Raw genomic sequence first — 23,880 nt, 5'->3', positions numbered from 1 at the left:
ACGATGACTCATGTGTCACTCGCCTTTACGCGTCACGCTGGCTAGACACGCGCGACTGCGTTTTCGGGAACGACACATGGCCAAGCTTACGATCCGTCCGGTCAAGACGAAGAATGACCGCAAACTCTTCATCGACCTGCCATTCCGTCTTTACGCCGACGACCCGCACTGGGTACCGCCGCTGAAGTCCGAAGCGCTCGGCCTGATCACGCCGGAAAAGAACGGCTGGTTCAGCCATGCCAAGGCACAGCTGTTCCTCGCCGAGGAAGAGGGCCGCGTGGTCGGCCGTATCTCCGCGCACATCGATACGCTCGCGCTGACGATGCCCGCCGAGCAGGGCTTTGGCCCCGGCGTCGGCCAATGGGGGCTGATGGAGGCGGAGCGGCAGGACATCTTCCAGGCGCTGCTCGCCCGCGCCGAGGACTGGCTGCGCGAACAGGGCATGACGCGCGCGCTCGGCCCGATCAGCATGTCGATCTGGGAGGAGCCGGGGCTGCTGATCGACGGCTATGATCATGCGCCGACGATCATGATGGGCCACGCCAAGCGCGAATATCGCGGCTGGATCGAATGGGCGCAGTATCGCCCCGTCAAACGCCTGATGACCTATGAAGTCGACGTCACGAAGCAGTTCCCGCCGATCGTCCAGCGCATCATCAAATCGGGCGAGAAGAACCCGCGGATCAGCATCCGCAATGTCGACAAGACCAAGTTCGAGGAAGAGGCGGCGATCATCCTGTCGATCCTCAACGACGCGTGGCGCGACAATTGGGGGTTCGTGCCCTTGACCCCGCCCGAAATCAAGGACGTGGGCGTGAAACTGAAGCCGATCGTCTTCAACGACCTGATCCGCATCGCCGAGCTGGACGGCAAGCCCGTCGCTTTCATGATCACGCTCCCCGACCTGAACGAGGCGATCAAGCCGCTGAACGGCAACCTGTTCCCGTTCGGCTGGGCCAAGCTGTTATGGTGGCTCCGCAAGCCCAAGGTACGGACGGTGCGCGTGCCGCTGATGGGCGTGGTGAAGGAATTGCAGGCGTCGCGGATGGCGAGCCAGCTGGCCTTCATGATGATCGAATATATCCGCCGCGCCTCGGTCGAGCATTATGACGCCAAGCGCGCCGAAATCGGCTGGATCCTCGACGACAACCAGGGGATGCGATCGATCGCCGAGACGATCGAGAGCCGGGTGAACAAGGTGTACCAGGTATACGAACGGACGCTGTAGGGGCAGCTCGCCCAAGATGCTTCCCCGTGAAGGCGGGGATCCGGTCTGGGCTCCCCGCCTTCGCCGGAGAACACTGAGGTAGGAGGATCCGGTTCCGCTACTCCCGCTTTCCTCTCCCGAACGGGATCTTGAGCGTCACCGCCGCGCCCTGCCCGCTCGCGCCAGGCAACTGCGTGCGGATGGCGTGGACATTCCCCACGCCGCCACCAGGCAGGCGGAACGACAGTGGATCGCCACGCGGAGGCTGGACGGGTTCGGCAACCGTCCCGAGCCGCTGATCGGTCGGCCGCGCGCAAACTACGATCTCGCCGTCGGGATCGGCCTGCACCGGACACGGCATGGTCGCGCGCGCCACGCGCTTGCGCAGTTCCGGCGGGAGCGGCGGCCCGGCGACCGCTTGCAGCAGGAGCAGGCCGACCAGCATCTAGAACCTCCGCGATATCCCCGCATACACCCGCGCATCGGGCGTATCGTCGTTCAGCCCCGCCGCGCCGAACACGTCGAACTGGAGATCGTCGCCCGCCATCCACGCCAATGATAATGCCGCCACCGCCTGGGTCGCATGCTTCTCGGGATCGTTATCACGCAACGCCTGCAACTCGCCGGTCAGCGTGACAGTCTTGGCGACCTCGACCGACACGCCGGCGGTCGAGCTATAAGCGAGATGGCGCCCATTGCCGTCCTGGTCGACCGCCGCGTCGATCTCCGGCGTCAGGTCCAGAGATACCGAGTCCGACAGTTCGTAGGTCAACGGAACGAGAAATCCTGCACCCCAGTCGCCGGCACCGATCGACGACCGCCCGACCGGCAGCGTCACGAACGGCAGCACTGCTACCGACAAGTCCGAGCCGTCCGGGTTGTGGAGGTTCGCCTTCATCCCGAGCGAAACGTCGCCGATCCCGTTCACCGAGTCGATCCCGGTCGAGTCGCGAATGCGGTCATGCCCGAACGGCGTCCACCCGATCCGCACCTCGATCGTGTCGCTGACGCCGACGCGGACCAGCGTGTCGCCAACGAGGATGCTATCCTCGCGCGAACCCAGCTGGTCGTCGCGCGTCCAGTCTGCCAGCGACGTCTCGACCGAGACGCGACCCGGGGCAATCGTACAGGCGGGCGTGCCGACACCCGGCCGATCGGGGCAATATTCACGATTCTGCGCCGCTGCCGCACCCGAAAACCCGACACTGGCGACAAAAACACCGGCTACTGCAAAGCCGAGCAGTCGCGTCAACGCAACCGGACCCAGGTCGGTGCGTGATCGCTGGCTTTCTCGCGGCCGCGATACGCCTTGTAGACGCCGGCATCGATCATCCGGTCGGCGGCTTGCGGGCTGAGCAACAGGTGATCGATCCGAAACCCGGCGTCGCGCTGCCAGGCGCCGGCCTGGTAATCCCAGAACGTCCAGACGCCGCCTTTCGGAAATTGCGTGCGGAGCGCGTCGGTCCAGCCCTGCGCGACAAGAGCGCGGTAATGCTCGCGGCTTTCGGGCTGCATCAGCGCGTCGTCCTGCATCGCGCGGACGGAGTAGGTGTCGTCGTCGTTGGCGATGACGTTATAGTCGCCCGCGAGAATTGCCGGCTTCTCTTCGGCCAGCAGCACGCGCGCCCGGTCAGCGAGACGATCCATCCAGCGGAGTTTATAATCGAATTTCGGGCCCGGCTGAGGGTTGCCGTTGGGAAGATAGAGCGCGGCAACGATCAGGCCGTCGATTTCCGCCTCGATGTAGCGGCTGTGCTCGTCCTCGGGTTCGCCTTCGAGACCGCGTTGCCGCACCACGGGCGTGCCGCTCTTGGCGAGGATCGCGACGCCATTCCAGGCCTTCTGGCCGTGCCACACTGCGCCGTAGCCGACTGCTTCGATGTCGGCGATCGGGAAGGTGTCGTCGCTCGACTTCAGTTCCTGGAGACAGACGATGTCGGGCTGGTCTTCGACGAGATACTCGATCAGTCGCGGCAACCGCGCCTTGATGCCGTTGACGTTGTACGTGACGATTTTCATGGGGACGTCAGACCGAGAAGCTGGAGCCGCAGCCGCAACCCGAGGCGGCATTGGGGTTCTCGACCTTGAATGCGGCGCCGGCGAGCGACTCGACGTAATCGACCGCGCACCCGCGGACCAAGTCGATGCTGACGCTGTCGACGACGAGCTTCACGCCGTCATGCTCGGCGATCACGTCGTCGGGCTCCACCGAGTCGGCGAACCCGAACTTGTACTGGAAACCCGAACAGCCGCCGCCGTCGACCGAGAGGCGCAGGATCGCCGGCTTCCCCTGCTTGACGGCGATCGCCGCGACGCGCGACGCGGCGGAGGGGGTGAGGATGATGTCGGGAGCCAGCGTTGCCATGCCTGGGAGATAGGGGGGCGAGCAACTTGCGGCAAGCTCGGGGTTTGCTCGATCTCAGGAGCCACCCCTCACCCAAGCGCCAGCGCCTCGCCCGTCATCCCAGCGAACCCTGGGATATCAAACTGATAGCCCGTCCCGTGGTGGGAAATCGCAGCATTCGCCGGGATGTCGGGCGTCTGGCCTGGATCTGCGTTCTAAGATCAGTCCTGCGCGGCGGGGCCGCCGGTGGCGACCGGGATCGCGTTTACCGAGCGATCCTGCGCAGCGAGCAGGTAATCCGCCGTCGTCAAAAACGGGATCGGGTTCACGGCGTGGCCGTCGATACGGACTTCGTAATGGAGATGCGGGCCGGTCGAGCGGCCGGTCGAGCCCATCAGCGCGATCAATTGTCCGCGGGTCACGCGCGTATTGTCAGCGACGAGGATCTTGGAAAGGTGACCATAGCGGGTGGCGATACCCTTGCCGTGGTTCAGCTCGACCAGATTGCCATAGCCGCCCTGGCGACCGGCGTGCGAGACGATGCCGTCTGCGGTGGCGTAGATCGGCGTGCCGACCGGGCCCGGGATATCGACGCCGGCGTGCATCGCCGCGGTGCCGCGGAACGGATCCGAGCGGATCCCGAAATTGCTGGTGAACGAGAGCGAGTGGACCGGCTGGACCGATGGGATCGCGATCACGCCCTGCTGGGTCGCATCGAGCTTCTTCCAGGTCTGGAAGAGCGTGCGGAACTGCGCGTCGGCGCGGAGATCGGCACTGGCCTCCTCGGCGTTGGCGGCGATCATCGGACCACCGGTCGCGGCGCGGACGCCGTGCGCCTGGCTGGCGACCGGCTTGGCAGGCCCCCCGACCTGCGCCTCGCCGGCTGAAGCGAACCCGGCGACACCGATCGCCGCGGCGATCACATACTGGCCGATCGAAGAAAATTTGCGCACCGTGAACACAGCCTTGAGGCGTGTCACGATGGCTGCAGTGGTAAAATCGACCATTGGTCCCCGACAAAAAAATGCAGGGCCGTTTCGCTCCCAGGCGGACGGCTCCGAAACTCTGTCCTGACTCGCAGCCCCTCCGCGCACCAGACGAGTAGAGTTAGGCCGGATACCGCCGCGACGAGCAAGGGTGCGGCCCCATTCGCGCGGCGGAGCGGCAGACTGATACGGCGAGTTGATGGAATTACCCGCCTCGCGCAGGGAACGATCCCGGAACGCTGCCGACAGCGATCGAAATATCCGCGAATCTCCGCCCTTTACCGACCGCCGTTCAGAGCGCCTTCGCGGCCGCCAGCACGGCTTCGACATGGCCCGGAACACGAACCTTGCGCCACGCTTTCACCAGCGTGCCGTCGGCGCCGAATAGGAAGGTCGCGCGCTCGATTCCCATATATTTCTTGCCGTACATCGCCTTCTCGACCCAGACGCCGAACGCCTCGCAGGCGACCCCGTCGACGTCGCTGGCGAGCCGTACGGTGAGCGCATGCTTGGCGGCAAATTTCGCGTGGGATGCGGGCGTATCCTTCGAGATGCCGATCACCTTCACCCCCGCCGCGTCGAACGCGTCGGCTGCTGCGGAAAAGTCCTTCGCCTCGGTGGTGCAGCCCGAGGTGTCGTCCTTTGGGTAGAAATACACCACGAGCGGCGCACCGAGGCTGGCCAGCGACACCACCGCGTCGTCGATCGCGACCGTCACTTCGGGAATCTTCGCGCCTTCATCCATCATGCTCTCCCGTGACTTGCATCCAGAACCGGCGCACTTCCTGGCGCGTCGATTCGAGCGTGGCAACCACCGCAGCCCAATCCGCAACGCCGATCGCGCGCGCGATCAGTTCCTCCGTGGCGTGCCCCGGCGGCGCAGCATCGGGCGCGACAAGGCGAAGGGTGACCAGCAGCCGGGTCAACACGTCGTGCGCGGCGCGCAACGTCGGCGGCGCGAGGGTTTCGGCCGTCAGCCGGTCGATCGCAGTTCCCAGGTTCGGATCGAACCCGGTGCGGTTGACCAGTTGAACGACATGCACCGCGAACTCGAGGTCGACGAGACCGCCGGGGAGCAGCTTGGCATCGAGCGGTCCCTTGGGCGGTTTGTGCGCCGCCATGTCTGCGCGCATCGAGGTGGCTTCGGCGACCACGTCGCGGGTCGGGCGATCGCCTTCGAGCACCCCGCGCACGATCGCGGCGACGGCGGCGCGCGCGTCCGGCGAACCGAACACCGGACGCGCCCGGGTGAGCGCCATGTGCTCCCATGTCCACGCATCCTCGCGCTGGTAGCGGGCGAAGCTGTCGAACGTGACGACCAGCGGCCCCTGCCCGCCCGACGGGCGCAACCGCGTGTCGATCTGATAAAGCGGGCCCGCGGCGGTCGCGACCGACAGCGCCGCCGTCACGCGCTGCGCCAGGCGGTTGTAGTAGAGGGTGGCGCCGAGCGGCTTCGCACCGTCCGATTCCGCCGCGAAGTCGCCGGTGAAGAGATAGATCAGGTCGAGATCGGACGCGTGCGTCAGCATTGCTCCGCCCATCCGGCCAAGCGCGAGCACGACCAGTTCACTGTCCGGCACGCGACCATGCGCCTTGGCGAACTCGTCGATGGTCGCGCTTGCGAGCACGCCGATCGCCGCCTCCGCGACCCGCGCATAGCCCGCGGCGACGTGCAACGGATCGGACGCGCCCGCGACGATCTGCGCACCCAGCGCGAACCGCAATTCGCCGACGACCCGGCGGACATGGTCGAGCCGCGCCTGATAATCGCCCCCGGCCTCGCCCGCGCGCATCGCCGCCTCCAGCGCCGCGATATCGCCGACCGGCTCGAACGCAGTCGCGTCGATCAGGCCGTCGAGCAGGTCCGGACGCCGGCCGAGATCGTCGGCGAGCGTCGGTGCATGGCTGAGGATCGCCGCCAGCAACGTCGCCAACCCCGGCCGCGCCTCCAGCAGGCGGAAGATGTTGATCGCACTCGGCAGGCGTTCGAGCAGCGCATCCAGCCGCAGCAACGCCGCCTGCGGCACCGGCGCGGTGGCGAAAGCGGTGACGAGGGTCGGCAGCACCGCCTCCAATGCCTCGCGCGCGGCGGGACTGCGCAGTGCCGGATACACCCCGCCGCGCCATGCCTCGATCCGCCGACGCGCGGGCTCGGGCTCGTCGAACCCGGCGTCGGCGAGATCGCTCTCCAGCGTCACCGTGTCGTGCGAAAAGGCAGGGCGCACCGTGTCGTCGAGCGCGTCGTAGATCCGCCCGGTCGCCGCCACTTTTGGCGCGAGCAACGCCAGCAGTGCGTCCGTGCCTTCCAATCCGTGCAGCTTGGCGACGCGGTCGAGCGCGTCCCCGGTCGGCAGCGCGTGGGTCTGCCGGTCGTCGATCATCTGCACGCGGTGCTCGATCGTCCGTAGCAGCGTGTAGCTGTCGATCAGCGCCTGCGACTCGTCGCGGCCGATCCAGCCAGCCTCGGCCAATCGCGCGAGCGCGTCGCGGGTTGCAGGGGCGCGGACGCTGCGATCGCGCCCGCCGTGGATCAACTGGTGGATCTGCGCGAAGAACTCCGCCTCGCGAATGCCGCCACGACCGCGCTTCAGGTCATAGCCGGGACCGAAGGCCTGCCCCTGTGAATGATGATCGCGAATCCGGGCGGAGATGCCGCGTATCTCCCCGATCGCGCCGAAATCGAGTGCCCGCCGCCAGACGAACGGCCGGATCGCATCGAGGAACCGCTGGCCCAGTACGAAATCACCCGCCGCCGCGCGTGCGCGGATGAAGGCGGCGCGCTCCCACGGCAAAGCCTGCGCCTCGTAATAGCCGATTGCCGCGTCGACCGGCAGGACGATCGGCGTGATCTCGGGCGAGGGTCGCAACCGCAGGTCGACCCGCAGGACATAGCCGTCGCCATCGCGCGCCTGGAGCAGCTCGACGACGCGCCTGCCGATCCGCACCGCCGCCTGCTCGGGCTCCTCGCGCGGCTTCAGGGGCAGCGTCGCGGGATCGAACAGCAGGATCGGATCAATATCGGACGAATAATTGAGCTCGCCGCTGCCCTGCTTGCCGAGCGCGATCGCGGTAAAGCCCAGCGGCTCCGCGCCGGGCGTCCGCTCCTCGATCGCCGCGCGGATCGCAGTGTCGAGCGCATGGTCGGCAAACCGGGTCAGCGCGCCGGTGACCGCGGTCAGGTCGAGCACCCCCGCGAGATCGCCGATCGCGACGTTCAACGCCATCGCGCGTCGCTCGAGCCTCAGCCGCTTGGCAACCGGCATGTCGGGGGTCGCGCTGGATGCACCAAGATCGAGCCGACCTTCCGCGAGCGACCGGGCGAGTACCGGCTCGCGATCGAGGATCATGGCCAGAAACGGAGACCAAAGTCGTGCCCGGCCGAGCGCGTCGTTTATCGCATGTTCAGGTTCGAGATCGTGCATGGTTCGTCACTATAGAAAGTCACGACGTCTTGACATGGGCAAGCAACGAAACCCGCAATCGACCGTTCTGAGGTACATGAGCTATGCACTACACATGGTCAACCGTGACGAGAACGGACCGCAGACCGTCCGCGGCCCTCGTGTGACCGACGTCATCGGCTATGCACTGCGCGGGGCGTTTGACGAACCGCGCGGCCTACCGGAGGACATGGTCCGGATGCTGCGGCAGATGGACCAGGTACGGCGTTAACGCACCGAGGGTGCGACAGGGTAACCCAAACCGGTGATCACCGCCCTCGGCTGAGTTCCTCGACATCGCCCATGATTGAATCGAGCGCAGTCTTGCTCGTATCGGTCTCGTGATCGCGGCGCGACGGCAACGAGCCATCGGTCAGAATCGTTTCCAGCGCGACACGGCCTCGTGCAACACGGCTTTTGATCGTGCCGACCGCCACGCTACAAATTTCGGCTGCTTCCTCATACGCAAAACCACCGGCACCCACGAGGATCAGCGCCTCGCGTTGCGGCTGAGGAAGATGCATCAGCGCACGCTGCATGTCGCCAAGCTCGACGTGACGATCCTGGCTAGCGGGCGCCGCAAGGATCCGGTCGGCGACCAGATCGTCCCACTCGCCCTTGAACCGCGCGCGACGCATCTGCGACAGATACAAGTTGCGGAGGATGATGAAGGTCCACGCGCGCATGTTGGTGCCAGCCTGGAAGCGCAGACGCGCGGCCCACGCCTTCAACAGCGTTTCCTGAACGAGGTCGTCCGCAAGATCCCGGCTGCCCGAGAGCGAACGGCCGAAAGCGCGAAGATGCGGGATCACCTGAGCAAGCTGAACCTTGAACTCGGCATCAGACAGCGAGACATGCTCGACCGGTTCAACGACCTCGTCGATCTCCTCGTCGGTGTCTGCACGCGGCGCAGGCTGGGTCATGGCAATCCAATCAATCCCGATAAAAACTGCCGAGCGGAGCGACAGACATAGACGCGGCTTACCAGCATTGCCAGTGACCTACGCAAAAATCAGATTATCGGAGAACAAGGAATCCGAAGATCACGATGACCAATACCAGCGAGATCGCCAGTATATATCGGGTCATGTGAGGGGTGGACCCCGCTCTCGCGTCATCGGTCTCGATATGGATCGGTTCGTTAGGATCAGCCATGACCCTTAAACCCTCGAGAACCGTTTTGGGTCCGTAACCGTCTGGCGAAAACGGACCCGATTTTACGGCGCCGATCAAGCGGTCGGAACGGTCGCCTGATCGAAGAACAACGCCTGGCTGATCGCGGCCTTGACGGTCGAGCGCTGGAAGGGCTTGGTGATCAGGAACGTCGGCTCGGGACGTTCGCCGGTCAGCAGGCGCTCGGGGAAGGCGGTGATGAAGATCACTGGAACCTCGAACTCGGCCAGGATGTCCTTGACCGCGTCGATGCCCGAACTGTCGTCGGCGAGCTGGATGTCGGCGAGCACGAGGCCGGGCCGCGTTTCCATCGCCAGCGCAACCGCTTCGTCGCGCGTAACCGCAACGCCGGTCACGTCATGGCCGAGATCGCGGACGATCGTCTCGATATCCATCGCGATGATCGGCTCGTCCTCGATGATCAGGACCTTGGCGCGGGTTTGATTCTCGATTTCCGATAATGCATCGGCGACGAGATCGTCGATTTCGCTCGCGTCGACCTCGATCAGATAGGCGGCGTCCTCGGGCGTGAAGCCCTCCATCGCCGTCAACAGCAGGGCCTGGCGCGACAGCGGCGTCATCCGTGCGAGACGAGCACGTGCAACCGCTTCATGACCCTCGGCTTCGCCAAAACCCTCTTCGCCGACCTCGTCGAAATTCGCCGAGTTCCAGATCGCCTGGAACATCCGGTACAGACCGAGCCGCGGATCGACGTCGCGCGGAAACTCTTCCGGCGCGGCCACGATCGCTTCCAAGGTCGCGCGCACATATTTGTCGCCATGCATCTGGCTGCCGGTCAGGGCCCGGCCATAGCGCCGCAAGAAGGGAAGGTGCGGTGCGAGTTGCTGTCCTAAAGACATGGGTAACGAATACTCCCTGATCCTGTGCGGCCCCCCATGTGTCGGGCGGCTCGCGTCATTGCAATGGCATCGGTCGAAAATGGCATCGTCGAAAATGCTACCGGTCGGTCCATCCCTGGTGCATCAGTGACCGGCGAGCGGACGGAATGAAGCGGGAATGCGGATTTTTCGGTCGAACGTGGAACTATCGAGATGCTATTTGGTTTCACGAGCATCTTTTCGCGAGTGTGCAGCCTGATGCCCGAGGGTCCAGCCATACTCATCGTCATTTGATTGGTTTGCGTCGTGCAGGGGGAAGTTTTGAGTTTGGGCCACGACACGGAGAAGACAGTGCCTGCAACGAAGCCCCAGAAGATCCAGAACAAGGATCAACAGATGGGTTCGGCGCTGCGCTCGGTTTACCAGAAGACCGTTGACGAGGTTATCCCCGACGATCTGCTCGACCTGCTCGGCAAGCTAGACTGACCGCGGGCCTCATGGCCTCGCCACCCGAATTGAATCAGACACCACAGGCGGACACATTGGCCGAACGCCGTTTCATATCGGCGATGGGTCGCCTGCCGACTGGCGCCAAGCTGTTCCTGATCATTAGCGCCGCACTCCTGCCGCTGGCGCTGATCGCGGTCTTCGCCACCTTGCAGACCACGCGCCTCGCAGACGCCGAGGCACGCGCCCGATTGCGGGTCACCGCCAACGAGAGCGCGCGCGCCATCGCGATCGAACTCGTCGGCGACATGACCGCATTGCGGGTAGCGGTGACCGCGCTCGGCACCGATCCCGCCGACGCACCCAGCTGCGCACGCGCGCAAGGCGTGTTCGCGCAGCAGTCCTCGGCCGGCACCCGCTTCATCATCACCGATCGCAAGGGCAACGTCCTGTGCGGCGTCCCGTTGCCCAATCCGGTCACGCTGCGGCAGGACGACATGCCGATCGCCGCCGCGATCGTTCCCGACACCGGCCTGTTGCTCGCGATCTCCGGCCCAGGCGGCGATACGTCGGCCCGCGCCTATTTCCCCCGCCCCTTCCTCGAAAAGATCGGGCGACCATCGACCCGCGCGTCGGCCTTCAGCAGCGCCATCGTGCTCGACGAGGATGCGCTTCACCTCGAGACGATCCCGGACGAACGCCCGCTCGATCGCATGGAGACGATGCGGACCGAACTCGGCGTCGCAGGCCTTGCCCTGCGCACGAGCATCCGCAGCGCGCCCGTCACGTCGTCGCTGATCGTCGCGATGTTGTTACCGTTGCTCATGTGGATCGCCGCGGCGAGCATCGCGTGGTTCGTCGTCGATCGCCTGCTGATCCGCCCGCTGCGTCGCCTGCGCGGCGCGGTTGCGGCCTTCACGCCCGGCGAGGAGCTTGATTTCGGCCCGGTGCACACCTTGCCCGCCCAGGAGATCCGCGAGCTGGGCGAGACGTTCCAGGCGATCAGCCGCACCGTCGCTCTGCACGAGGCCGGGCTGGCCGAGGGATTGGTGCGCCAGACCAAGCTGACGCGCGAAGTCCATCACCGCGTGAAGAACAACCTTCAGGTCATCTCCAGCCTGATCAACTTCCACGCCCGCAGCGCGCCGAGTGCCGACGCGACCGCGGCCTATTCCTCGATCCAGCGCCGCGTCGATGCGCTGGCCGTCGTCCACCGCAACCACTTCGCCGAGCTCGAGGAAAACCGCGGGCTCAACCTCAGGACGATGATCGGCGAACTTTCCGCCAACATCCGCGCGACCGCCTCGGATCGCTCGCATGGCTTCGGTATCACGCTCGACGTCGACCCGTATCTGGTCAACCAGGACGTCGCGGTCGCTATCGCCTTCCTGGTCACCGAGACGATCGAGCTCGCCATGACGTGCGATCCCGCCGCGCAGATCCGCATCGTCGTGAAGCCCGCCGACAAGCTTGCCGACAAGCCCGATCGCGCGCTGTTGCGGGTCGTGTCGCGCGCTCTGGTCGAGAGCGATGCGTTGCGCGAGGCCGCGTCGCGCTACGCGCGCGTGATGGAGGGTCTGTCGCGCCAATTGCGCTCGCCGCTCCACCACGACCCGTTGGTCGGAGCCTATGAGATCGCCGTCGCCATCACCGGCCGCGACTGACCCAGGCGATACTGCAGCGTTTCATGCCGCGATGTTAACCAACTCAAATTAAACTCGGATTTTAATCGAGATTCTTGAGAAAACGCGGGAACCGACGTCGGCCATCGCCGTTCTATACTTCGGATAGCGACTTTATGCCCCCCCGCTCTCGCTATCCAGAACACAGGCCCGGTAGCATCACCCTCCCCCCCTGGTGATGCTCCCGGGCCTTTATCGTTCGCAAGGGATGGGACGCGCGCTAAGCGTCCCAAATCGCAGGGCTGCTGGTTTCGGCGTCGGAACGAATGACGCGCCCGAACATTTCACCTCCGGTGGCATTCAAGCCCTTCTTGGAGGAAGTATCATGCGTAAGTTGGTTGGATTGGTCGTCGTCGCAGGCGCGCTCATGGTTTCGGCATGCAACACGGTCGAGGGTGCAGGCAAGGACGTCGCATCGGCAGGCAGGACCGTCGCGAATACCGCAGACGGCGCCAAGTAAGCCTTCGCGCTTTTGGTAATGGAACGGGGCCCGGTGCATACGCACCGGGCCCCGTTTTCGTATCGGCCTTCTGCGCTCTTAACTCTCGACGATATCGGTCGAATCGCCCTCGACGGCCTTGGCCTTCGCCCGGCTGCGCTCGGTGAACCAGATCCCGATCAGCGCGAGTTCGTACAGGATGACCAGCGGGATCGCGAGCAACAGCTGCGATCCGATATCCGGTGGCGTCAGCACCGCGGCGATCGCGAACGCCGCGACGATCGCGTAGCGCCGCGCACCGATCAGCTGCTTGCGCGTGACGATCCCCGCCCGCTCCAGCAGCATCAGCAGCACCGGCAGCAGGAACGAGATCCCGAAGCCGAACAAGAACTGCATGGTGAACGACAGATAATTGCCGATCGCCGGCAGCGCCTCGCGGTGGATGCCGCCGACCATGCCGTCGAACCCGAGCAGGAAGTGCAGCGCCATCGGGATCGCGATGTAATAGGCCATCGATGCGCCGGTCAGGAACAGCACCGGCGTCGCGAGGATGAACGGCAGGAGCGCGCGCTTCTCCTTCTTGTAGAGGCCCGGCGCGACGAACTGCCAAAGCTGGTTCGCAATCACCGGGAACGATAGCATCATCGCCGCGAAGAACGCCACCTTGATCTGGACAAAGAACGCCTCGAAGATCTCGGTATAGATGACCTTGTTCTGCCCCGCCGCGAGCAGCGGGTGCACGAGGAAGCCGAAGATATCCTCGGCAAAATACATCGCGATCCCGAACGTCACGATCAGCGCGGCGATGCAATATAGCAGCCGCCGCCGCAACTCGATCAGATGGTCGAGCAACGGCGCCCGGCTTGCGTCGATCTCGCTCATGGTCTGCTTTCGGCGTTATGTAGGGCGATCACGGCCGGTTCGCTCATGACGGCGCCACGTCGGACTTGCCGGTCTTGTCTTCGGGGTGAGGAGCGGTCGAGGCCGGCGTATCCAACGGGGTATCGAACAGGTCCGGGGCGTGGTGACCGATCGACTTCTGCTCCGCAACGGCGGGCGTCGGCGATACCGTTGGCGGAGCGGCGGCGACCACCGGCTTCTCGACCATCACCGGTTCGTCCGTATGATCGCCAGCCGTATGATCGACAGCCGTATGATCGCCGGCCGCATGATCTCTGGCCGCTTGATCTCCGTCCGCATCATCCGCAGACCGATAGTCGCGGCGATACTCGTCGGTCTCCGGCGAATGGACGACCTGAGCGGTATCGGCCGCGCCGTCCGGACCCGTCTGGGGATGCTCGCGCATGATGCGTTCGTTTTCCGACGCCCAGCGCTTTTCCATCTCTTCGAGTTCGGCTTCGCGCACCATCGAATCGAAACCCGAGCGGAATTGCCGCGCGACGCCGCGCGCCTTGCCGACCCAATAGCCGACCACGCGCATCGCCTTGGGCAAATCCTTCGGACCGATCACGACGAGCGCGACGAATGCCACGAGCAGGAACTCGGAGGGCGCGATATCGAACATTCAGCCGCGCCTATCTAGGGTCTTCAACTCTGCCAACTTCAAGCACGATTGCTTCAGGCAGGACGGTCGTCGCGGACGCGATTGCCGTCGCGATCGAACGCGGGATCGGCCGACTTCTGCGCTTCGATCCGCGCCGAAGGCTTGGCCGCCGTCTCGTCGTCGGGCTCGGCCATGCCCTTCTTGAAGTTCTTCACGCCCTTGGCGACGTCACCCATCAGACTGGAAAAACGACCGCCGCCAAGAAGGAGGATCGCGACAACCGCGAGGACGAGCAAGTGAATCGGGCTAAAACCGCCCATGGCCATTCTCCTGAAAACTGGACCCTATCTAAGGCTCATCCCGCCTCAATGCCAGAGATTGCACCATCTTCGCCGCCATCTTCGCTATCTTCGAGCCGATCGAAGGCTAGATCGACCGGATCCAGCAGCCCGGCGGCGCGCAGATCGTCGATCCCGGGCAGGTCGCGGCGGCTGGCCAGCCCGAAATGGACGAGAAATTCACGGCTGGTGGCGAACATCAGTGGCCGCCCCGGCACCTCGCGCCGCCCCGCCGGTTTCACCCAGCCCGCCTCCATCAGCACGTCGAGCGTCCCCTTCGAGATCTGCACCCCGCGAATCGCCTCGATCTCCGCGCGCGTCACCGGCTCGTGATAGGCGATGATCGCCAGCGTCTCGATCCCTGCGCGACTGAGCTTGCGCGGCTCCTCGCGATCGCGCCGGAGCATGTGCGCCATGTCCGCCGCGGTCTGGAACTGCCAGCGGTCGCCCCGCCGGACGATGCCGATCCCGCGCCCGGCGTAATTCGCGGTCAGCGTCTCGAGCGCGGACTTCACGTCGCCCGCCCCGACATGCGCGCGGATCGCGTCGATCGTCAGCGGGGCTTCGGCCGCGAACAGCACCGCCTCGACGGCCCGCACGAAGTCGTCCGGCGGGGTCATGCGCGCGCCCTCAGATAGAGCGGCGCGAACGGCGATGCCTGCCGCAGTTCGATCCTCCCCTGCCGCGCGAGTTCGAGCGCCGCAACGAAGCTCGACGCCAGCGCCGATCGCCGCAGCCGCTCGCCGTCTTGCAACATGGTCGCATCGGGAAGGAAGCTCTCGATCACGCTCCAGTCGATCCGCTCGCCGACCAGCATAGACACACGCTCAAGCGCCGCCTCCAGGGTCATCACCTCGCGGTCGGCAACGACATGCATCACCGGCCGGGTCCGCGCCGAGATGCGGCCATACGCGGCGATCAGGTCGAAGATCTCCGCCTGCCACGCCGCCTTGCGCACCGTCCGCAGCCCTTCAGGCGCCCCCCGCGCGAACACGTCGCGCCCGGTCCGATCGCGCGCCATCAGGCGCGCCCCCGCCTCGCGCATCGCGCTCAACCGCTCCAGCCGAAGCTGCAACCGAAGCGCCAGCTCCTCGGGATCGGGCTCCGCAAGCGGATCGCGTGGCAGCAACAACGCCGATTTCAGATACGCCAGCCACGCCGCCATCACGAGATAATCCGCCGCCAGTTCCAGCTTCAGCGCCCGCGCGGACTCGACATAAGCGAGATACTGCTCGACCAGCGCGAGGATCGAAATCTTCCGCAGATCCACCTTCTGCCCCCGCGCGAGCGACAACAGCAGATCGAGCGGCCCCTCCCACCCGTCCAGATCCAGCGTCAATTGGGCGTCGTCCATGACGCCGAGATACAGGATCGCCCGCGGTTCGGCATCCGTGAAAGGAAGGGCGGGCGAGAGACTCGCGCCACTCGCTTATGCCCAGTGAACATCCGGTACCGCGACCTATTCCGCATCGGATTTCTGCATAGCCGTGCGGCCCGGTTTTCCGCCGTTTTCGGATCAATGCGAAACCCGTGATTTTTGCATCATGGTCAATTAAAGTGGATAGTACAAAAAGGGAAGCAAACTCCCCACCCCATATTGTTATTTGTTGTGGGTCCGGGGGCGATCAGTGTAAGATCGACTGTAATAAATCTAATGGTCGCCGTAGCAGCGGTTACGGTTTCTTGAGATGCTCGAACCTGTGCTGACCAAGTCAATGCAGCTTTCTGGAAGTCGGGGTCGGTTGGCATTCTGACCATAGTAGCAAGGATTTTGCAGCCTACTAGACGGCCATCAGCCTTCAATCCAGAGCACACAAGATGCCCGTATCCAACACCTGTCTTCGTACTAGGTAATCTTGCCTTAATAGCTACAGGACGATCTCGCCATTTAATCGAGATCGGCGTTCCGTTTCCCTCAGAGTATATTGTTGAGCGGTCTTCAGAGACCCCCAAGCTAATCAGGGATTTGTTAGGGGTCACTGACGCGAGCAGTAGAGCGAATAACATGTTGCATGACCCCTAGAGAAGCCTTTTGACTACACGGTCTTAAGCGACAATGCGGCGATACCCCAGATTGGCAGGCTGCGGAATCAACTTGATTGATGCAAAACTATTGATTTTTGCATCAGGCATCAATGCCCGCATGTTTTCTGTCAGGCACGCTCCAGCAGCGCGTCCCGCGTGGCTATCAGGTCGGCGAAGTCGCCCTTGGTTTGTCCGACCGACGCCATAGCCCGATCGAGCCGCCCCCGCGACGAGTCGGAAATTTCCCCCAGGCGGCCGGCGATTTCGATCATCTCGTCCATGCGGGCCCAGCAGTCGAGGACGATGTCGCAGCCGGCCTCGATCGCACCCGCCGCCTTGTCGCCGGCGGTGCCGGACAGCGCCTTCATGTCGATGTCGTCGGTCATCAACAGGCCGTCGAAGCCGATCCGCTGGCGGATGATCCGGTCGATCACGATTCGTGACAGCGTCGCGGGGCGGTCGGGGTCCCAGGCGTCGAAGACGATGTGCGAGGTCATGCCCATCGGCGCCTGGTTGAGCGTGCGAAACGGTTCGATGTCGATGTCCAGTTCGGCATCGGTCGCGGTGACGGTCGGGAGGTGGTGGTGCGTGTCGAGCTTGGCGCGGCCGTGGCCCGGCATGTGCTTGACAATGCCGACGACGCCGCCCTCGGCGAGACCCTCCAGCGTCGCCCGGCCGAGTGCTGCGACCCGCATCGGGTCCGAGCCGAACGTGCGGCAGGCGACCGCCTCGGTGGTGTCGGGTTGCGCGACGTCGAGCAGCGGGGCGCAGTCGACGGTGATGCCCACCTCGCTGAGCATCACGCCCAGCGCTTGGCCGTTCGCGCGGGCCGCCTGGATCGCGGTCATCGGCGCGCGCTCGTACGCCGCGTCGAACACCGGGCCCGCGGGGAACGCCGGCCATTCGGGCGGGCCCATCCGCGCGACGCGACCGCCTTCCTGATCGATGAGGATCGCCAGATCGTCGCGGCCGGCCAGCGCGCGGAGCGAGTCGGTCAGTGCACGGACCTGCGCGCGGTCGACGATGTTGCGCTTGAACAGGATGTAGCCGGCGGGCTCGCACTCGGCGAAGAACGCGCGTGCCTGGGGCGTGAGGACGGGGCCGGACAGGCCGAAGATGACGGGCTTCATGATAGGACCTCAATAATCTTTCGACACGCGGACGTTGGCGCTCTGCCGGCCGAGCGTCGAGATGCTCGACAACAGCGACAGCCAGCGCGTGACCTGGAACTCGACTTGCGTCGCGGAATAGCCCTGCCCGTCGGTGACGATCTCCGCGTACAGCCGCCGCGTGACGTATTTGCCCGCGGCGATCGAGGTACCCTGCCCGGTCTGTGGGTCGGCGGGCAGGATGCGCAGGCGGTCGAGCCCGGCCGCTCGGCGCACCGCGTTGATCGGATTGAGGCCGCTGCCGCCACCCTGCAACGCCGCCACCGCCGCCGCCAACTGCAACGCCTCGGGCGCTGACAAATTGGTGATCGAGGTGCCGAACAACAGCCGCGAGAGGAGTTCGTCCTCGGGCAGCGCGGGCGTACTGGTGAAGCCGATCTCGGGTTTTAGCGCATAGCCGGTGACGCGGATCGACGCGCTGAGCCCGGTCGAATCGGCATTCGCCTCGATATCGAGCGCGGGGTTGGCGGGCACGCCGCCGTCGAAGCGGATCACGCCGCGCGACAATTCGAACTGGCGCCCCGCAAACTCGTAATCGCCGCGGATCAGCGTTGCACGGCCGGTGATCGCCGGGTTGTCGGGCGCACCCGCGATCTGGAGTCCGGCGGACCATTCGCTGGTCAGGCCGAGGCCGCTGACCATGACCTGATTGGGAGCACGCGCCTTGATCGCCAGCGTCCACGGCGTGGTGGGTCGCGCGGTTTCTTCTCCGCCTTCGGGCAGGTTGATCTCGCGGATGTTGAGCTGCGGCACCGCGCTGGCCGCAGTCGCTTGGCCGAGGCGGTAGCGGCTCTTGTCGAGCACCACGTCGCCCGCGATCGTGCCGCCCAACCCGTTCGACTTGAACGTCAGCGGGCCGGTGACGGTGGCGCCGATATCGTCGCGGTTGATCATCACCGCCTTGTCGGCCTGCAAGGTCAGGTCGAGACCGAGGCCGTTGGCGGCGGCGAATTCGAACTGGCCGGCGCCGGTGACGCGGCCGCCCTTTCCCGCATCCGCGCCGAACCGGTCGATTACGAGGCGCGATCCGCCGAAGCGGCCGGTTGCCTGGACGTTGGTGAGGACGGTGCCGGTGGTCGCGCTCTCGATCCGCGCGCCGTTCGCCTGGACGACGCCGCGCAAGGTCGGGTTGGCGAGCGTGCCGACGACGTCCGCCCCGATCGCGACCGGGCCGGACAGATCGAACAGCTCGACGCCGGTCAGCCGCCAGAGCGTATCGGCCGGGCCGCTGTAGCGGAGTTGCCCGAACAGGCGGGCGTTGGTGATGCGGGAGGCCAGATCGCCCTGCCCGAGCGGGGCGAGTTGCGCCTGGGCGCGGCCGATCGTCTTGCCGCCCGACGCGATCACCGCGCGCAGGCCGAGCTTGGTGGGCGAGAGCACCGCCGCGACGCCGACGTCGATCGGGCGCGATGACAGGACGAGGCCGGCGCGGGCGAGGCCCCGGATCGTGAGGTCGGCCTTGCCGGTCGGCGCGGCGCCGTTCGCAGTGGCGACGTTGAAGCGACCTGACGCCGAACCGCTCAGGCCGAGACCGGGATAGCCGATGTCGAGCAGCGCGAGCGGCATCCGCGTCAGGCTGGCGTCGATCGCGGTCGTGGTGCCGGTGAACAGGCCACCGACCTGCGCCTCGCCGCCGCCGAAGCTTAGCTTGGTCGGCGCGAGGTGCCAGCCGTCCTCCGCCTGGGTAATCACGGCCGGCGTCAGCAGCTTGAGCGGACGGTTGTCGAGTGTGCCTTGCGCGGAAATCGCATAGCTGTTGGCGGTGACCTGCGTCACGCTCTGGATGTCGAAGGCGCGGCCGCGCGAGCCGGCAATCGACGCCTTGATCGTGCCGACGCCGCCGCGCAGCGAGGCCGAACCGTTGAACCGCGCAAGACTGAGCGCACCGCGACGCAGGCCGAGGCCAGTCGCGGTCGCCTCGATCGACGTGCCGGCGGGGTCCAGCAACGTCACGAAATCGAGCTTGCCCTGGCGCAGCGTGACGGTGTCCAGCGTCGCGGCCTTGGCGGCGAGGTGGCCCTCGATGCGCTGGATCGTGCCGACCGGGCGGAACAGCAGTTCGCCCGTCACGCCGCCGCCCGCGACTGCGAGGCGGCCGTTGAAGCCGCCGTCGACCACCGCGATATTGCCGTTCGCCCGCGTGCCCGCGACGTTTAGCGCGGCGATCGCGATCGTCGCGCCCGCGCCCGGCGGCAACAGGATCGCGCCGTTGGTCGTGAACGGCCCGAGCCGCGATCCGCCTGCCGCGGTGAACGCGAACCCCTGCGGCGTCGGATCGAGATGCGCGCGGACGTTCGACAGCCCGAGCGTCGCATTGGGGCTGGCGAAGACGAGGTCGAGCGTCGGCTTTTCGATCTGCCCGTCGAGTTTCAGCGTCACCGGGCCATAGGTCTGCTGGCGACCGCCCCCCTCGAAATGGAAGGTCCCGTCGCGCCGCCGATAGCCGTTGCCGGTCAGCCGGATCTGCGGCGCGGTCAGCACGAGGTTGGTGAAGTGCAGCACGCCGTCGGTGGTGCGTTCGAGGTTGGCCGTGATCCGCGGCAAGCCGCCCGCCAGGCTGCGGAAGAAGGCGTTGTCGAGCCGCACCATCTGCGCGCTGCCCTGCCCGATCACGCGCGTACCCTTGCGGTTCGGGCCTGGCACGACGCGAAGGATCGATTTCACGTCGACGATGCCGAGCCCGGGGATCAAATAGCGCCCAAGCCCCCCGTTGATACCGACCTCGAACTGCCCGTTGCGCAGGTCGACGACCAGATTGATGCTGCCGGTGAGCTTGTCGGACCGGAGCTTCAGCGCGTCGCCGGTCAGCAGCGTCGGCGTCACGCGGAGCAGCCCGTCGACCGACAGGTTGCGCAGGATTCCGCCCGCGACCGTGCCGACTCCGGTGACGCGCGCCGCCGTGAAACGGATCGGGACGCTGACCGGTGCTGCGGACAGACGCCCCTTGCCGGCGGCGTGCGCGTTCTCGAACCCGGTCTGGTCGAACGCCAGCCGGCTCGCGTCGAGGCGGTAGTCGAACGCCGCGGTCGCGAACGGCCCGTCGAGGATGGCGCGGAGTTCGACCATGTTGCCGGTCATGTTGCCGAACAGCGCGGGCGGACGCAGCAGTCGCGCCTTGATCCGCACGTTGCGGTACGCGTTGGCGCCGAGATCGATGATGCCGGTCGTGTCGACCGCGAGCGCCGGCGTGCGCAACGAGAGTTGCCCCTCCAGCCGGCGGTTGGCGAACCCCGCGCTGCCGTTGACGAGCACGCGCGGCGCGGTCAGCTTTTGCAGCCGCCCCTTGAGCAGCGACGACGGCGCGAGCGTGCCCGACAGCGTGTAGCGCCCGGCAACCTGCGCAAGCGCCAGATCGACGACGCGGGTCGCCCCGATCATCCCGTTCGCGCGGCCATTCCACTTCGCCCAGCTGCCGTCGCCGGTCACCGCCAGCGCGACCGGCCCCTTCGCCTTGACCATCCGCGCGAGCACGCCGTTCGCCGCACCGCGCGCCGCCACGTCGATATCGAAGCGATCGCGCGCCGGTTCGGCGTCGATCCGCAGCTTCAGGTCGTCGCTGCCGGCAACCCGCGCCTTCAGGTCGACCAGCGCGCGGCCCGCACGAATGTCCGCACGCCCACTGAGTTGCGCGATCCGCTGCGTTCCCAGCACGCGTTTCGCCAGCGTCAGCCGGCCGACCGACAATTCGCCGATATGGATATCGAAATCGGGCAAGATGGGCCCGCGAGTCTTCGACGGACGGGTGCGCGGCGTGTGCGTCAGGATCGCGCGATCGACGATCAGCCGCTGAATCTCGAGCCGGCCCGAGAACCAGTCGAACGGCGACCAGTCGAGGGAGACGTTGGGCGCCTGGAAGACGAGCCCCTCCAGATCGTACACGCGCAGGTCGACCAGCCGCGTATCGCCGTACAACGAACCATCGATCCGCCCAACCGTGAAGCGCAACCCGTTGGCGGTCCTGATCGCCGCGATCCGGTCGGCGACGAAGCGGTGGCCGATGCCGGTGTCGACGATCAGCAACGCCGTGCCGAGGATCACCAGCAGCGCCATGACCGCGCTGACGATCCAGCGCCACCACGCGATACGGCGCTTCGGCGGCGGCGTCTGAAGCCCGGTGTCCTCGCTCAAAACGCCTGCCCCAGCGATACGTACACGGCGATGCGGCTGTCGCCCGGCTGCGGGTTGATCGGCGTGCCGACGTCGAGGCGGATCGGCCCGAAATTCGAATAATAGCGCACGCCGATCCCGGTGCCGTATTGCAGCCCGGTGAATTTCGGCAGCGGCGAGGTGTAGATGTTGCCCGCGTCGAGGAACGGCACGATCCCGAAATTGCCGAACGCCTTCACCCGCGCCTCGATCGAGAATTCGGTCAGGCTGCGGCCGCCGATCGGGTCGTTGTTGGGATCGCGCGGGCCGATCGACTGATAGCCATAGCCGCGTACCGACGCGCCGCCGCCGGCGTAGAACCGCCGTGACGGCGCCACCTGATCGCGTGGTGCGCCGACGATCGTGCCGAGCCGGGTGCGCGCGGCAAGCACCACCTTGCCACCGATCGGCTGGTACACGCTTCCATCGAACTGCGTGCGCGCGTAGCCGAACACGGAGCCCTGCAACGACACTTCGGGGCTGAGCCGCCCACCAAGCCGGAACCCCTTGGTCGGGTTCAGCAGGTCGTCGGAGCCGTCATAGTTGAGACTGGTCGGCAGCGCGCCGATGAAGAACGTCCGCCGCCGCGGCGCGCCTGTCGACACGATCACGTCGCGCTCGTCCGACGCGATCAGTTCGGCGCCGAGCGACCACGTCCAGGTCTTCTGGAAGAAGATGTTGGTCTGGCGTTCGAGCGTACCCGCCAGCGTGAAGGTCTTTGCGTCATACGCGTCGCGATTGGTGTGCACCGCGGAGGCCTGCAGCGTCAGGACGCGGTCGCGCGCCTGGAAATTGTTGCGGCGGAACACGATCGAGCCAAGCTGCTCCTGCGTCCCCAGCACGCTGCGCAGCGTCAGCGCACCCTCGGGCGGGAACAGATTGCGGTGCGTCCAGCTGATTTCCGCGCGCGCGCCCTCGCCCGTGCCATAGCCGAGTTCGCCCGCGACGGTATGCGGCGGCGCCCGATCGAGCTTCACCGCGACATCGACCGTGTCGGGCGTCGCGCCCTGCACGGGCTTCAGGTCGACCGCGGATACGAGGCTGGTCTGGATCAGCGCGCGGCGGAGATCATCGAGCTTGGCCGCGTCATACTGGTCGCCCGGTGAAAAGCGCGCGATCTCCGCGACGTGATCGGCATCGAACACCCGGTTGCCGGGCAGCGCGACGATCTGCCCGAATTTGCGCGCGCCGCCCGGCTGCACCGACAGGTCGAGCGTCGCGGTGCGGGTGGCGTGATCGACGACGATCGCGGGATCGCCGACCTTGGCGAACGGAAAGCCTTCGCGGCCGATCTGCGTGGTGAGCTTGGCTTGCCCTGCGACGATCGCATCGGAATTGACCGGGTCTTCGGGCTTTACGCCGAACGCGGTCACGAGGCCCGGCGCCTTGTCGCCCGCCGCGGCGATGCCGTCGATCGTCACGCCCTTGAATGTGTAGAGCGTGCCGGGGGTCGCCGACACCACGACCATCGGCTTGGCGCCGGGCTCGACACGGGTGACGACGTTGGCGTCGTAATAGCCCTCCGCGCGGAGCAGGCTGTTGAGCAGGTCGGCGTCTTCGCGGGCGCGGCGATCGAGCTGGGCGGCGTTGGCGGCCAGATGATCGTTCGCGTCGAGCGTCGACAGCGCGGCGAACCGCTGCCGCAGCAGCGTGTCGTTGATTCCGTCGATCCCATCGATCCGCCATGCATACCGGCTTTCCGCATTGGCATCGACGGCCGCGATCGTAGCGGCCGGATCCATCGGCGAGGTCGCGAGATCGGGCCAGCCGACCCCGATATCGGGCATCGCGGCGAGCGGCGAATTGGGATCGAGCGACACGGGCGTATCCGCGGTCGGGCTCGCCAGCGGACCTGGCGCAGGCTGTGCAGCAACAGCCGGCGGGGTCCGCCCGGCGGCCGGCGGAGTCTGGGCAGGATCGGGCGCAGTCTGCGCTTCCGCGCCGGAGACGATTGCCCCGGCTGTCGTCAGAACGAAAAGGACGGCGGCCGGCCCGGCTCGCCCGACGCGGAACACCATGTCCGGCTCCTAGCCGGGCTTGTCGTTGCGGAACAGTATGTAACGCCGTATTTCCGCCACGTTTCGTCCGGGCGCAAAAACTGGGTGGCGTGCGGCGGGCATCGCGCATTACCCGCGACTGGC

General features: G+C 66.1%; 21 protein-coding genes and 1 pseudogene. 5 read left to right on the top strand and 17 right to left on the bottom strand.

Features of this window, described 5'->3' with window-relative positions; all coding sequences use genetic code 11:
* Positions 1–76 precede the first annotated feature (76 nt).
* Entirely contained in the window at positions 77–1,228 is a 1,152-nt protein-coding gene (locus EQZ23_RS16740) for an N-acetyltransferase (RefSeq protein WP_128455510.1), read from the top strand.
* Between the two features lie 97 nt (positions 1,229–1,325).
* On the opposite strand, the gene EQZ23_RS16735 is transcribed toward EQZ23_RS16740, so the two are convergent.
* The 7 genes from EQZ23_RS16735 to EQZ23_RS16705 all read right to left on the bottom strand — a co-directional run bounded on the left by EQZ23_RS16735 (position 1,326) and on the right by EQZ23_RS16705 (position 7,959).
* Entirely contained in the window at positions 1,326–1,652 is a 327-nt protein-coding gene (locus EQZ23_RS16735) for a hypothetical protein (RefSeq protein ID WP_128455509.1), read from the bottom strand.
* Positions 1,653–2,459, bottom strand: coding sequence for a transporter (locus EQZ23_RS16730; RefSeq protein ID WP_346427830.1), 807 nt, complete (start codon positions 2,457–2,459; stop codon positions 1,653–1,655).
* Complete coding sequence (gene xth, locus EQZ23_RS16725; RefSeq protein ID WP_128455508.1) at positions 2,456–3,226, bottom strand: exodeoxyribonuclease III; 771 nt, start codon at positions 3,224–3,226, stop codon at positions 2,456–2,458. Before xth ends, EQZ23_RS16730 begins: the two co-directional genes overlap by 4 nt.
* A 7-nt stretch (positions 3,227–3,233) precedes the next feature.
* Positions 3,234–3,572, bottom strand: a complete 339-nt coding sequence (gene erpA / locus EQZ23_RS16720) for an iron-sulfur cluster insertion protein ErpA (RefSeq protein WP_128455507.1) — start codon at positions 3,570–3,572, stop codon at positions 3,234–3,236.
* 200 nt (positions 3,573–3,772) lie between these two features.
* The gene (locus EQZ23_RS16715; RefSeq protein ID WP_240663628.1) at positions 3,773–4,558 is read right to left on the bottom strand and encodes a M23 family metallopeptidase; all 786 of its coding nucleotides are present in this window, start codon (positions 4,556–4,558) and stop codon (positions 3,773–3,775) included.
* A gap of 271 nt (positions 4,559–4,829) precedes the next feature.
* The gene (locus EQZ23_RS16710) at positions 4,830–5,285 is read right to left on the bottom strand and encodes a peroxiredoxin (RefSeq protein ID WP_206364283.1); all 456 of its coding nucleotides are present in this window, start codon (positions 5,283–5,285) and stop codon (positions 4,830–4,832) included.
* Entirely contained in the window at positions 5,275–7,959 is a 2,685-nt protein-coding gene (locus EQZ23_RS16705) for a bifunctional [glutamine synthetase] adenylyltransferase/[glutamine synthetase]-adenylyl-L-tyrosine phosphorylase (protein ID WP_240663627.1), read from the bottom strand. Before EQZ23_RS16705 ends, EQZ23_RS16710 begins: the two co-directional genes overlap by 11 nt.
* Before the next feature lie 76 nt (positions 7,960–8,035).
* On the opposite strand from EQZ23_RS16705, the gene EQZ23_RS19920 reads away from it, so the two are divergent.
* A complete protein-coding gene (locus EQZ23_RS19920; RefSeq protein ID WP_164913479.1) occupies positions 8,036–8,209 on the top strand; it encodes a hypothetical protein in 174 nt (57 codons plus the stop codon).
* 37 nt (positions 8,210–8,246) lie between these two features.
* On the opposite strand, the gene EQZ23_RS16700 is transcribed toward EQZ23_RS19920, so the two are convergent.
* Both EQZ23_RS16700 and EQZ23_RS16695 read right to left on the bottom strand, forming a co-directional pair.
* On the bottom strand, positions 8,247–8,900 hold the full coding sequence (locus EQZ23_RS16700; RefSeq protein ID WP_128455505.1) for a sigma-70 family RNA polymerase sigma factor: 654 nt from the start codon (positions 8,898–8,900) through the stop codon (positions 8,247–8,249).
* A 306-nt stretch (positions 8,901–9,206) separates the two neighbouring features.
* Positions 9,207–10,010: a response regulator gene (locus tag EQZ23_RS16695; RefSeq protein WP_128455504.1), complete on the bottom strand. Its 804-nt coding sequence runs from the start codon at positions 10,008–10,010 to the stop codon at positions 9,207–9,209.
* A 330-nt stretch (positions 10,011–10,340) separates the two neighbouring features.
* Here EQZ23_RS16695 and EQZ23_RS20510 point away from each other — a divergent pair, with 330 nt between their 5' ends.
* The 3 genes from EQZ23_RS20510 to EQZ23_RS16685 all read left to right on the top strand — a co-directional run bounded on the left by EQZ23_RS20510 (position 10,341) and on the right by EQZ23_RS16685 (position 12,578).
* Positions 10,341–10,475, top strand: a complete 135-nt coding sequence (locus EQZ23_RS20510) for a NepR family anti-sigma factor (RefSeq protein WP_276318485.1) — start codon at positions 10,341–10,343, stop codon at positions 10,473–10,475.
* A gap of 83 nt (positions 10,476–10,558) precedes the next feature.
* Positions 10,559–12,100: a histidine kinase dimerization/phosphoacceptor domain -containing protein gene (locus EQZ23_RS16690; protein ID WP_206364302.1), complete on the top strand. Its 1,542-nt coding sequence runs from the start codon at positions 10,559–10,561 to the stop codon at positions 12,098–12,100.
* A 343-nt stretch (positions 12,101–12,443) separates the two neighbouring features.
* A complete protein-coding gene (locus EQZ23_RS16685; RefSeq protein WP_128455503.1) occupies positions 12,444–12,578 on the top strand; it encodes an entericidin A/B family lipoprotein in 135 nt (44 codons plus the stop codon).
* Positions 12,579–12,656: 78 nt separating this feature from the next.
* Here EQZ23_RS16685 and tatC read toward each other — a convergent pair whose 3' ends face one another.
* The 8 genes and pseudogenes from tatC to EQZ23_RS16645 form a co-directional block, all read right to left on the bottom strand.
* Positions 12,657–13,439 carry a twin-arginine translocase subunit TatC gene (gene tatC / locus EQZ23_RS16680; protein WP_128455502.1) on the bottom strand — a complete coding sequence of 261 codons (783 nt, stop codon included), beginning with the start codon at positions 13,437–13,439 and terminating at the stop codon, positions 12,657–12,659.
* Between the two features lie 412 nt (positions 13,440–13,851).
* A pseudogene (gene tatB / locus EQZ23_RS20365) lies at positions 13,852–14,082 on the bottom strand (Sec-independent protein translocase protein TatB); the annotation flags it as partial.
* 53 nt (positions 14,083–14,135) lie between these two features.
* Positions 14,136–14,381 carry a twin-arginine translocase TatA/TatE family subunit gene (locus EQZ23_RS16670; RefSeq protein ID WP_128455500.1) on the bottom strand — a complete coding sequence of 82 codons (246 nt, stop codon included), beginning with the start codon at positions 14,379–14,381 and terminating at the stop codon, positions 14,136–14,138.
* Positions 14,382–14,416: 35 nt separating this feature from the next.
* Positions 14,417–15,019, bottom strand: coding sequence for an SMC-Scp complex subunit ScpB (gene scpB, locus EQZ23_RS16665; RefSeq protein ID WP_128455499.1), 603 nt, complete (start codon positions 15,017–15,019; stop codon positions 14,417–14,419).
* Positions 15,016–15,753 carry a ScpA family protein gene (locus EQZ23_RS16660; RefSeq protein WP_128455498.1) on the bottom strand — a complete coding sequence of 246 codons (738 nt, stop codon included), beginning with the start codon at positions 15,751–15,753 and terminating at the stop codon, positions 15,016–15,018. The genes scpB and EQZ23_RS16660 overlap by 4 nt, the downstream gene beginning before the upstream one ends.
* Positions 15,754–16,552: 799 nt before the next feature.
* Complete coding sequence (locus EQZ23_RS16655) at positions 16,553–17,554, bottom strand: glycoside hydrolase family 3 N-terminal domain-containing protein (protein WP_128455497.1); 1,002 nt, start codon at positions 17,552–17,554, stop codon at positions 16,553–16,555.
* Between the two features lie 9 nt (positions 17,555–17,563).
* Positions 17,564–21,643, bottom strand: coding sequence for a translocation/assembly module TamB domain-containing protein (locus tag EQZ23_RS16650; RefSeq protein WP_128455653.1), 4,080 nt, complete (start codon positions 21,641–21,643; stop codon positions 17,564–17,566).
* 74 nt (positions 21,644–21,717) lie between these two features.
* Positions 21,718–23,757, bottom strand: a complete 2,040-nt coding sequence (locus EQZ23_RS16645; RefSeq protein WP_128455496.1) for an autotransporter assembly complex family protein — start codon at positions 23,755–23,757, stop codon at positions 21,718–21,720.
* Positions 23,758–23,880: the final 123 nt, after the last annotated feature.

The sequence above is a fragment of the Sphingomonas sp. UV9 genome, from assembly GCF_004101245.1.
Taxonomy (GTDB): Bacteria; Pseudomonadota; Alphaproteobacteria; order Sphingomonadales; family Sphingomonadaceae; genus Sphingomonas.
This window is presented reverse-complemented; position numbering and strand designations above follow the sequence as displayed.

What these genes read in the sequence shown, in the direction of transcription:
- EQZ23_RS16705 (WP_240663627.1), bottom strand. Translation starts at nt 7,959, where the DNA reads ATGCACGATCTCGAACCTGAACATGCGATAAACGACGCGCTCGGCCGG.
- tatC (WP_128455502.1), bottom strand. Translation starts at nt 13,439, where the DNA reads ATGAGCGAGATCGACGCAAGCCGGGCGCCGTTGCTCGACCATCTGATC.
- xth (WP_128455508.1), bottom strand. Translation starts at nt 3,226, where the DNA reads ATGAAAATCGTCACGTACAACGTCAACGGCATCAAGGCGCGGTTGCCG.
- EQZ23_RS16650 (WP_128455653.1), bottom strand. Translation starts at nt 21,643, where the DNA reads ATGGCGCTGCTGGTGATCCTCGGCACGGCGTTGCTGATCGTCGACACC.
- EQZ23_RS16695 (WP_128455504.1), bottom strand. Translation starts at nt 10,010, where the DNA reads ATGTCTTTAGGACAGCAACTCGCACCGCACCTTCCCTTCTTGCGGCGC.
- EQZ23_RS16700 (WP_128455505.1), bottom strand. Translation starts at nt 8,900, where the DNA reads ATGACCCAGCCTGCGCCGCGTGCAGACACCGACGAGGAGATCGACGAG.
- EQZ23_RS16685 (WP_128455503.1), top strand. Translation starts at nt 12,444, where the DNA reads ATGCGTAAGTTGGTTGGATTGGTCGTCGTCGCAGGCGCGCTCATGGTT.
- EQZ23_RS16735 (WP_128455509.1), bottom strand. Translation starts at nt 1,652, where the DNA reads ATGCTGGTCGGCCTGCTCCTGCTGCAAGCGGTCGCCGGGCCGCCGCTC.
- EQZ23_RS19920 (WP_164913479.1), top strand. Translation starts at nt 8,036, where the DNA reads ATGAGCTATGCACTACACATGGTCAACCGTGACGAGAACGGACCGCAG.
- erpA (WP_128455507.1), bottom strand. Translation starts at nt 3,572, where the DNA reads ATGGCAACGCTGGCTCCCGACATCATCCTCACCCCCTCCGCCGCGTCG.
- EQZ23_RS16690 (WP_206364302.1), top strand. Translation starts at nt 10,559, where the DNA reads ATGGGTCGCCTGCCGACTGGCGCCAAGCTGTTCCTGATCATTAGCGCC.
- EQZ23_RS16670 (WP_128455500.1), bottom strand. Translation starts at nt 14,381, where the DNA reads ATGGGCGGTTTTAGCCCGATTCACTTGCTCGTCCTCGCGGTTGTCGCG.
- scpB (WP_128455499.1), bottom strand. Translation starts at nt 15,019, where the DNA reads ATGACCCCGCCGGACGACTTCGTGCGGGCCGTCGAGGCGGTGCTGTTC.
- EQZ23_RS16740 (WP_128455510.1), top strand. Translation starts at nt 77, where the DNA reads ATGGCCAAGCTTACGATCCGTCCGGTCAAGACGAAGAATGACCGCAAA.
- EQZ23_RS16645 (WP_128455496.1), bottom strand. Translation starts at nt 23,757, where the DNA reads ATGGTGTTCCGCGTCGGGCGAGCCGGGCCGGCCGCCGTCCTTTTCGTT.
- EQZ23_RS16715 (WP_240663628.1), bottom strand. Translation starts at nt 4,558, where the DNA reads ATGGTCGATTTTACCACTGCAGCCATCGTGACACGCCTCAAGGCTGTG.
- EQZ23_RS16660 (WP_128455498.1), bottom strand. Translation starts at nt 15,753, where the DNA reads ATGGACGACGCCCAATTGACGCTGGATCTGGACGGGTGGGAGGGGCCG.
- EQZ23_RS16655 (WP_128455497.1), bottom strand. Translation starts at nt 17,554, where the DNA reads ATGAAGCCCGTCATCTTCGGCCTGTCCGGCCCCGTCCTCACGCCCCAG.
- EQZ23_RS16710 (WP_206364283.1), bottom strand. Translation starts at nt 5,285, where the DNA reads ATGATGGATGAAGGCGCGAAGATTCCCGAAGTGACGGTCGCGATCGAC.